This is a genomic window from Faecalibacterium sp. An122 (assembly GCF_002160895.1).
GTDB lineage: Bacteria > Bacillota > Clostridia > Oscillospirales > Ruminococcaceae > Faecalibacterium.
In genome coordinates this window covers 1-6,155 of the sequence record NZ_NFLL01000051.1, presented here as the reverse complement: position 1 = coordinate 6,155, position 6,155 = coordinate 1, and the positions used below count along the sequence as shown (strand labels likewise).

Genomic DNA, 6,155 nt, shown 5'->3' with positions numbered 1-6,155 from the left:
AGGACTCTGTTGTCGTGCAGGCCATCAAAAGAACAAATCAGTGTACTCACAGGGATTCCTCCTCGTCCATGAGCTGCTCCTGGACCTCTTTGGGCAGGTCGTTCCATAAAATGTCGTATGTAAAATCCCGAATCTCCGGGTAACACTCCCGCGCTATCTTTTCTGCCGTCTCCCGATCCAGGTAGTGCATCTCTTGGTGGAAAAACCAGTTGAGCTTTTCCATCAGCCGATAGAGGCGGATCTGTTCTTCTTGGGTCATGGGACACCTCCTCGGATTAGCAAAGGATAGAATAGCTGTACTTACGCCAGCTCTGCGTCCAATATCTGGACTGGTTTTCCTTTCTCGTTCACATAGTAAAGGGCGATATAGTCAATGCCGTCCCGCTTGACCTGTTCCCAAGGCATACGCTCGCCGTTGATCAATTCCACAGTATCCGTCTCATCTGGTTCGAAGTCTTCTTTTTCGTTCTCGTAGTCCACGCTGTACCCCAGCTCCAGCACCAACTTGGAGGCGGGGATTTCATACCGCTTGAGGAGACGGCGTTCCAGTTCGGATGGATCATGTTCATCGCAGAACATATTGTTGTAGCCATGCCGCCCACCGTCGAAGATGACGAACTCCTCGCCACTCTCCGGGTCACGAGCTGTCACAAGTTCGGGAGCGAAATAACTGGGAACAATATATAGCTGTGGTTCTGCGTTTAAGGTCAACAGGTCACCGTAGTACCAAACCTCCAGCAGTTCATTGCCAGTGGTAGAACACAATGTCACGGTGGGCAGGCGTTTTTGCGTCCACTCTTTCACATGGCCGGTGAGCCAGGTGGGATGACGGGGAGAGGGCGGGGATGTGACTTCTTTCGAAGATACGCCGTGTGTGCGGTTCCACGGCTCCATATCTAAACGGACCGTCCAGTCGCCGTCTATATATTTCATTTTGGAATTGGCCTTGATGTAGTCCTCTCCCCAGAGGGCTACATCCGCCTTGCTGTACCAGGTCTTCATGGTGATACCGTCGCCTCTTAGGATCTCGCAGCAAATATGCTCCTCCGGCTTTGCGTTCCGCAGTTTGAGCATACACAAAATTTCCGTATCTTCTGGGGTGATCTCCCGGAATGTAAATTTGAATGACATTTTGTTGTCCCCCTTACAGTACCCAGGACATGATGCTGGTCACAATCAGCACGATTCCCAGTAGGAAGAAGATCACCCGCCTGGAGCCGCGGCCATAGCGGTGAGAGTCCGGCTTGCCGGTGGGGTCACAGAGCCAGTTCCAGTTCAAAATGGCTCCGATCAGAATCACCACGCCAATGGCTAGGGTGACAAAGTTCCAATGCTCCTGTAAAAAGGCAGTAATCTGCTCGCTGTTCATTTAGGTATCCTCCTCTCTTTACCCCTGTATATACGCGTCAACAGCGCCTTTTTTCAGTGTCCCGTCCACCGTGATGACATGGCCCCAGAACATATCGTCGTCCTCAAACCAGGCGGTAAAACGCCCACCAGGAGATACTGTAAACTCAGTGAGCAGGATGCGCCAGGCGAACTCAGCCTCCGTGATGGGGTCTTTCTCCGGGTCCCGGTCGGTCTGGTCATTGTCTGCCAGCCATTCGTTGGCCGGTACCGTGAGCTTCTGGGCAGCCATGGACCGCAGAGACTTGTCCCCAGTCTCCTGGTCGGCCAACAGCTTTTTCATCACGTTGACGGCGCGGGTCCAGGAGGCTTTCTTTTCCGTATCTACGTCCAGCGAAATGCGGACTTCGCTTCCCATCCACGGACAGGTCCCATCGAATGTGCTCAATTCACGGTCCAGGGTGAGGGTCCCCAGCACTTCATCTTGTAGAAGAATGGGCTTTGTTTACTCCGCCCAGATCGCTTCCAGAGCAGGGCAGGGGACATTTTCCTCCAGCACCGCCGTAACATACCACTGAGGTTCGTAGAGTGCATCACCTTTCCAGCCGCGGGCCTTGATCCGGTAGACCTGACCCTTGGCAAAACGATTGGTGTACGCGCCTGACTCCCGTTCCTGGTCAGTGAGGGGCCAGCTCAGGTAACAACGGTCGGAAAACACTTGCCCAGTCTGGGCGTCTATCATAGCCAAGGCATGGGTATGCGCCGCCCAGTAGGTATCCAGAAAGGTTTTGTCCGCGCTGACACCGTCCTGAATCAGTACCAGTTTTTCCTCATCTTCTGGGGCGTACAGGGCAATAAAGTCCTTGACCGTTCTCTTTTTCATGGCGTTCTCCTTACGCAAATACCTGCTGGTATTTCTCTTTCAGGTCTTTCGGCGCAGACTTGATGACTTTGCTGCCGCCATTTTCGGAGGATGAACCCCAAATGGCCCAGAGCACATCACGCCACAGGTAGGCCAGCGCCCTTTTGTCACTGCGGGATTCGTCCGGCAGGTAATATTCCAGATGCGTCTTCATTTCCAGTAGAGCATCCAGGCTCTCCTCATTGGCGATTAGAGTGCGGAACTCTTTTGCGGGTTTCAGATTCTGCATGGACTGGACACCGTGGACCAACACCGGCAGGGACTGGGCAGTAAACCCGTACTTCTTGAAAAAGGTGTGAATAAACTTTTCCTGTAAAGAGGAGTGTTCGTCATCGCAGCAGTCCAGGTAATCGCACACCAGCCGCCACCACTTCTGCCCTTCCAGCCCCAAGGCAAACACGGCAAAGGTGCCAGGCATGGCACAGGCTTGATCCGCGAGGTTTTGATACCACTCATCCTCCCGCATGGCCAGCCGGGCATAATTCTCCATTCGGACATGGAGGCGGGGGTACCGCACTGCACAGGCGAACAACTGGTTGATGCCCTTCCTAGGCAGGCCGGGAATGGGCAGGTAGATCTTCTCGGGCCCCCTGAACTCGATGGAATAGCTGCGGGGGAACGCCGGCTGTTCCAAAACCTCAATCAGATAGGTGAGAGCTTCCTCACAGGCCCCCTCACCGCAGTCCCTGGCGGTGATGCGGATGGCGGCAAAGGCGTCGTTGGCCGAGGCGGTCAGGTGCGTTGTTTTCCGCTTTTGGATGTTAGGCGGTAGCTTGCCGCTGCCATGGGTTTTCAGTTCCTTTACCATAGCGGGGCAGAGCTGGGAAACCAGCCCCAGGATGTGTTCGGTGGTGATGGAGTCGTAGCTGGCCCCATACACCGTATGGCAGACGGCCACATAACAGGCAAAGTGCAGCAAGCCATCATCCACATCTTCCGGTGGCAGCTCCGGCCGCACAGTACAGGGTGGATAAGGCGAAAAGTAGTCCTCTTTCTCTCCAGCCTCAAAATACCTCTCCTGCACCTGCTTTTTGATATAGTGCTCCAGTGTGTAATCAATCTCTTTCCAGCCCGCCAGCCGCCGCAGAGAATCGCAGAAGGCGACCGCTTCCTCGTAGGGAAATCCCTTTAAAGGAAGGTTGGACAAATACCGTTCCAGCAGTTGACTGGGTAGAAAAGGCGTTCCTTTGTGATTCCGCACCACGCTGGGAAAGCCAGCGTGATTTTCACGAGCGGTGCCGTTCAGGATATCCTGGATGCAAAGATCGGCCTCTGCCAGCACCTCTGGGAAGGTGTCCGGCTTGTGGATCAGATAGTAGCGGTCATGTACGCCGTCACGCTTTGGCAAACTCATGGTGCGTTCTCCTTTCAAGTCTGCTGATGCTGCATGGAGACGATCTGGCAGTCCGGGCAGAACTCCACATAGAGGGTTCCTTCTGCACAGTCAAACACCGTATCCCACTGAACCTGAGCCAAATACTTCATGGGCTTCCCGCAGTGGGGGCAGGTGGTATATTCCGCATCCTGTACCCAGTTGGCAAATCCGCCGATGGTGTTCACATCCTGGCAGGCTGCACCGTAAAACAGAGGCACCGGCGTTTTGCCAAGCACAAAGGGATTCTCGGTGAGGGCCTTGTACTCCTCGGGGCTAACATAGCAATCCGTCTTCTCCGCCCCGTCAAAGAGCTCTGAAGGGAATACCTCCACGCCGCCGTCCAAAGTGAAGCGATTGAAGGCTGGACCTTTCAAAAATCCCACACAGCTGGGGCAGCAGGTGGCGGTCAGGATGCCATTCAGCCCCAGAAACCGGAGCCGCTCATCCCGACCATCCAGTACCAGCATGTCTACCATACGCCCGCCGCAGTGGGGGCAGGTGTCCTTTCGCGCCCGACCAATGCGGACGGGGGATGCTTCGCCGGAAGCTCCCTTGACCATGGGATAACAGGTGTCGAAGGTGAGCTGGGTACGGCGGCCCTCTTTATCAAAAGTCCAGCCGCCGATCTGCGCATAGCTGGATGGGTCCACATAGAGGCCCTTTCGCCAGGGGCGAGGATTCCGCTCCAGCTCCAGCAGTGTCTCCATTGCCTTGTCATCTCCCTGCATAGCAAGGCAGCTCATCAGGTTGGAGGCCACGCCGGAATCTTCCGTGGACAACAGCGCATGGATCAGACCATCCCGCACATCGGCGGGAGCGTGGTAGTAGACTTCACAGGGCCAGAACACCTCTGCGGCCAGTGCCGCCCGCTGAATCTCCGGGGTGATAGCGTCCCGGTACCCCAGCAGCTGCCAAAAGTCGGTGAACTCCGGGTCCTCCATCTCTTTCAGCCGCTGGATGTTCTGAATTAGATTTTGCTGCTTTTCCGCGATCTGTTCCGGTGTCCAGGCGAGGGCCGCGTTTCGATCCTGTTCACACTTGCATTTCCAGCACAATCCCTCATAGCCCAAAGGTGTCCCACAGCTGGGGCAGGTATATTTCAGACTCATCTTAATTGACTCCTTTCAGATAAAAGAAAAAGCCCTGCATTATCCTGTCACTTGGACAGGACAAAGCAAGGCGCGAAAAGGCTGCACAAATCCAGACCCTACCTGTAAAGCGGGCCTAGGTCTTTGGCAGACCAGCAAATTATAGGAAAAAGAAGGGGCAGCTCTGGGCTGCCGGAACAAAGATTCCATAAGAGAGCCTCATCGTTAGGTGAGTTGTCTTGATTTGAAGAAAAACAAAGATGATTTTTATAATTATACCACAAATCCTTGGAAAATGGGAGAGCTAAGCAATAGGTCTGCAAATTTGCACAATAAAATGATTTTAGAAAAAAGTGATGGAGAAGAAAAGGGCGGCAAACATAATAGCGGCCCTTGTTTTGTGCATTGCCAAAAACAAAGAGTTGTTTGATGATGCTGTATCGACAACATAGCGGCAGCGTGGTATTATGATGTCAAGGTGTAAATTGTAGTTTGAGAGGTGATTTGAATGGAACATTATGACCTGGAAGTTGGTCGCCCCCATACTGAGCGGGTATATGTAAAGGTAACGGCTGAGTTTGATTCTACTGGGTATATGCAGCCGATGTCCATTACTTGGTCAGATGGCCGGACTTTCCCTATTGAAAAGTTACAAGGCTTTCGTCCAGCAGGGATGACGGGGAACGATTTGGCAATGGATTGTTTTACCGTTTTGATTCATGGTAACGAGAAGCTGCATTTTTTCGAGCATATCGACCCTCGGTTCACTGGCCGTCTTGGTCGCTGGTTTGTAGAAAAGACTGTATCCGGTTGTTAATGGTGTGATATTTAGAGTTGAAAAAAGAAAATTTTTTGTCTCGACAGAATAAACCTTGATTAAAAAATCACATTCCGCTATAATGAGCCTTAATTTAACCTATTATCAGCACTATCTACTGTAAACTCAAAATCAAATTCACAAAGAAAAGGGGGCATTTTAATGGCTTCAGACCAGCGAATCAACCTGAGCGTGTCAAACTGTCCCAAGTGCGGAACCCGGCTTATGTGTGGAAAAATTATAGTCATTGGCTATCATCAATGCCCCAAATGCAAACGTCATTGGGTAATTGAAATGGAACATAATAAAGTGATTGTGACCCGTGCATCCAAATTTTTTGAAGATTTGGCTGTGAACCTCGCATAAATAACATTGAATTAAAGTGTTACATAACCCAACAAGTGAATATTGTATTGAGACATACTGTAGAGGTGTTGAACTGGGTTTAAGCCCTTAAGAACACAAGTCAGGAGTCAAAAGTTTGTTCGATAGGACTGAACCGGCTATAGGCCGGACGAGCCGGCAGACGGAAGCAATTCCCTCGTGGAATTGTGGCTGTCTGTCGGCTTTTTTATTTTCTCCTATCTCAACAGCCACCACAGGGAG

At 52.1% G+C, this 6,155-nt stretch carries 9 protein-coding genes; 2 read left to right on the top strand and 7 right to left on the bottom strand.

The genetic code is table 11. The features are described 5' to 3' along the window. Nucleotides 1–46: 46 nt before the first annotated feature. The 7 genes from B5E67_RS14935 to B5E67_RS14910 are packed head-to-tail and all read right to left on the bottom strand — an operon-like array spanning nucleotide 47 to nucleotide 4,753. Nucleotides 47–259 (bottom strand): hypothetical protein, encoded by a 213-nt coding sequence (locus tag B5E67_RS14935; protein ID WP_006572359.1) that lies wholly within the window; start codon nucleotides 257–259, stop codon nucleotides 47–49. A gap of 41 nt (nucleotides 260–300) precedes the next feature. Next, nucleotides 301–1,131 (bottom strand): hypothetical protein, encoded by an 831-nt coding sequence (locus B5E67_RS14930; protein ID WP_242957054.1) that lies wholly within the window; start codon nucleotides 1,129–1,131, stop codon nucleotides 301–303. A 13-nt stretch (nucleotides 1,132–1,144) separates the two neighbouring features. After that, nucleotides 1,145–1,369, bottom strand: coding sequence for an Imm17 family immunity protein (locus B5E67_RS14925; RefSeq protein ID WP_087366981.1), 225 nt, complete (start codon nucleotides 1,367–1,369; stop codon nucleotides 1,145–1,147). 18 nt (nucleotides 1,370–1,387) lie between these two features. Further along, nucleotides 1,388–1,825: a DUF2262 domain-containing protein gene (locus tag B5E67_RS15995; RefSeq protein ID WP_242957052.1), complete on the bottom strand. Its 438-nt coding sequence runs from the start codon at nucleotides 1,823–1,825 to the stop codon at nucleotides 1,388–1,390. Between the two features lie 27 nt (nucleotides 1,826–1,852). Next, the gene (locus tag B5E67_RS15990; RefSeq protein WP_242957050.1) at nucleotides 1,853–2,230 is read right to left on the bottom strand and encodes a hypothetical protein; all 378 of its coding nucleotides are present in this window, start codon (nucleotides 2,228–2,230) and stop codon (nucleotides 1,853–1,855) included. A gap of 10 nt (nucleotides 2,231–2,240) precedes the next feature. Continuing rightward, nucleotides 2,241–3,623, bottom strand: coding sequence for a DUF6138 family protein (locus tag B5E67_RS14915; protein WP_087385880.1), 1,383 nt, complete (start codon nucleotides 3,621–3,623; stop codon nucleotides 2,241–2,243). Nucleotides 3,624–3,637: 14 nt separating this feature from the next. Then, complete coding sequence (locus B5E67_RS14910; protein WP_087385879.1) at nucleotides 3,638–4,753, bottom strand: hypothetical protein; 1,116 nt, start codon at nucleotides 4,751–4,753, stop codon at nucleotides 3,638–3,640. A gap of 223 nt (nucleotides 4,754–4,976) precedes the next feature. Here B5E67_RS14910 and B5E67_RS15530 point away from each other — a divergent pair, with 223 nt between their 5' ends. After that, nucleotides 4,977–5,162, top strand: a complete 186-nt coding sequence (locus tag B5E67_RS15530; RefSeq protein WP_143405444.1) for a hypothetical protein — start codon at nucleotides 4,977–4,979, stop codon at nucleotides 5,160–5,162. Between the two features lie 78 nt (nucleotides 5,163–5,240). Further along, complete coding sequence (locus B5E67_RS14905; protein ID WP_087385878.1) at nucleotides 5,241–5,549, top strand: hypothetical protein; 309 nt, start codon at nucleotides 5,241–5,243, stop codon at nucleotides 5,547–5,549. The last annotated feature ends 606 nt before the right edge of the window (nucleotides 5,550–6,155 follow it).

What these genes read in the sequence shown, in the direction of transcription:
- B5E67_RS14905 (WP_087385878.1), top strand. Translation starts at nt 5,241, where the DNA reads ATGGAACATTATGACCTGGAAGTTGGTCGCCCCCATACTGAGCGGGTA.
- B5E67_RS14930 (WP_242957054.1), bottom strand. Translation starts at nt 1,131, where the DNA reads ATGTCATTCAAATTTACATTCCGGGAGATCACCCCAGAAGATACGGAA.
- B5E67_RS14915 (WP_087385880.1), bottom strand. Translation starts at nt 3,623, where the DNA reads ATGAGTTTGCCAAAGCGTGACGGCGTACATGACCGCTACTATCTGATC.
- B5E67_RS14910 (WP_087385879.1), bottom strand. Translation starts at nt 4,753, where the DNA reads ATGAGTCTGAAATATACCTGCCCCAGCTGTGGGACACCTTTGGGCTAT.
- B5E67_RS15990 (WP_242957050.1), bottom strand. Translation starts at nt 2,230, where the DNA reads ATGAAAAAGAGAACGGTCAAGGACTTTATTGCCCTGTACGCCCCAGAA.
- B5E67_RS14925 (WP_087366981.1), bottom strand. Translation starts at nt 1,369, where the DNA reads ATGAACAGCGAGCAGATTACTGCCTTTTTACAGGAGCATTGGAACTTT.
- B5E67_RS14935 (WP_006572359.1), bottom strand. Translation starts at nt 259, where the DNA reads ATGACCCAAGAAGAACAGATCCGCCTCTATCGGCTGATGGAAAAGCTC.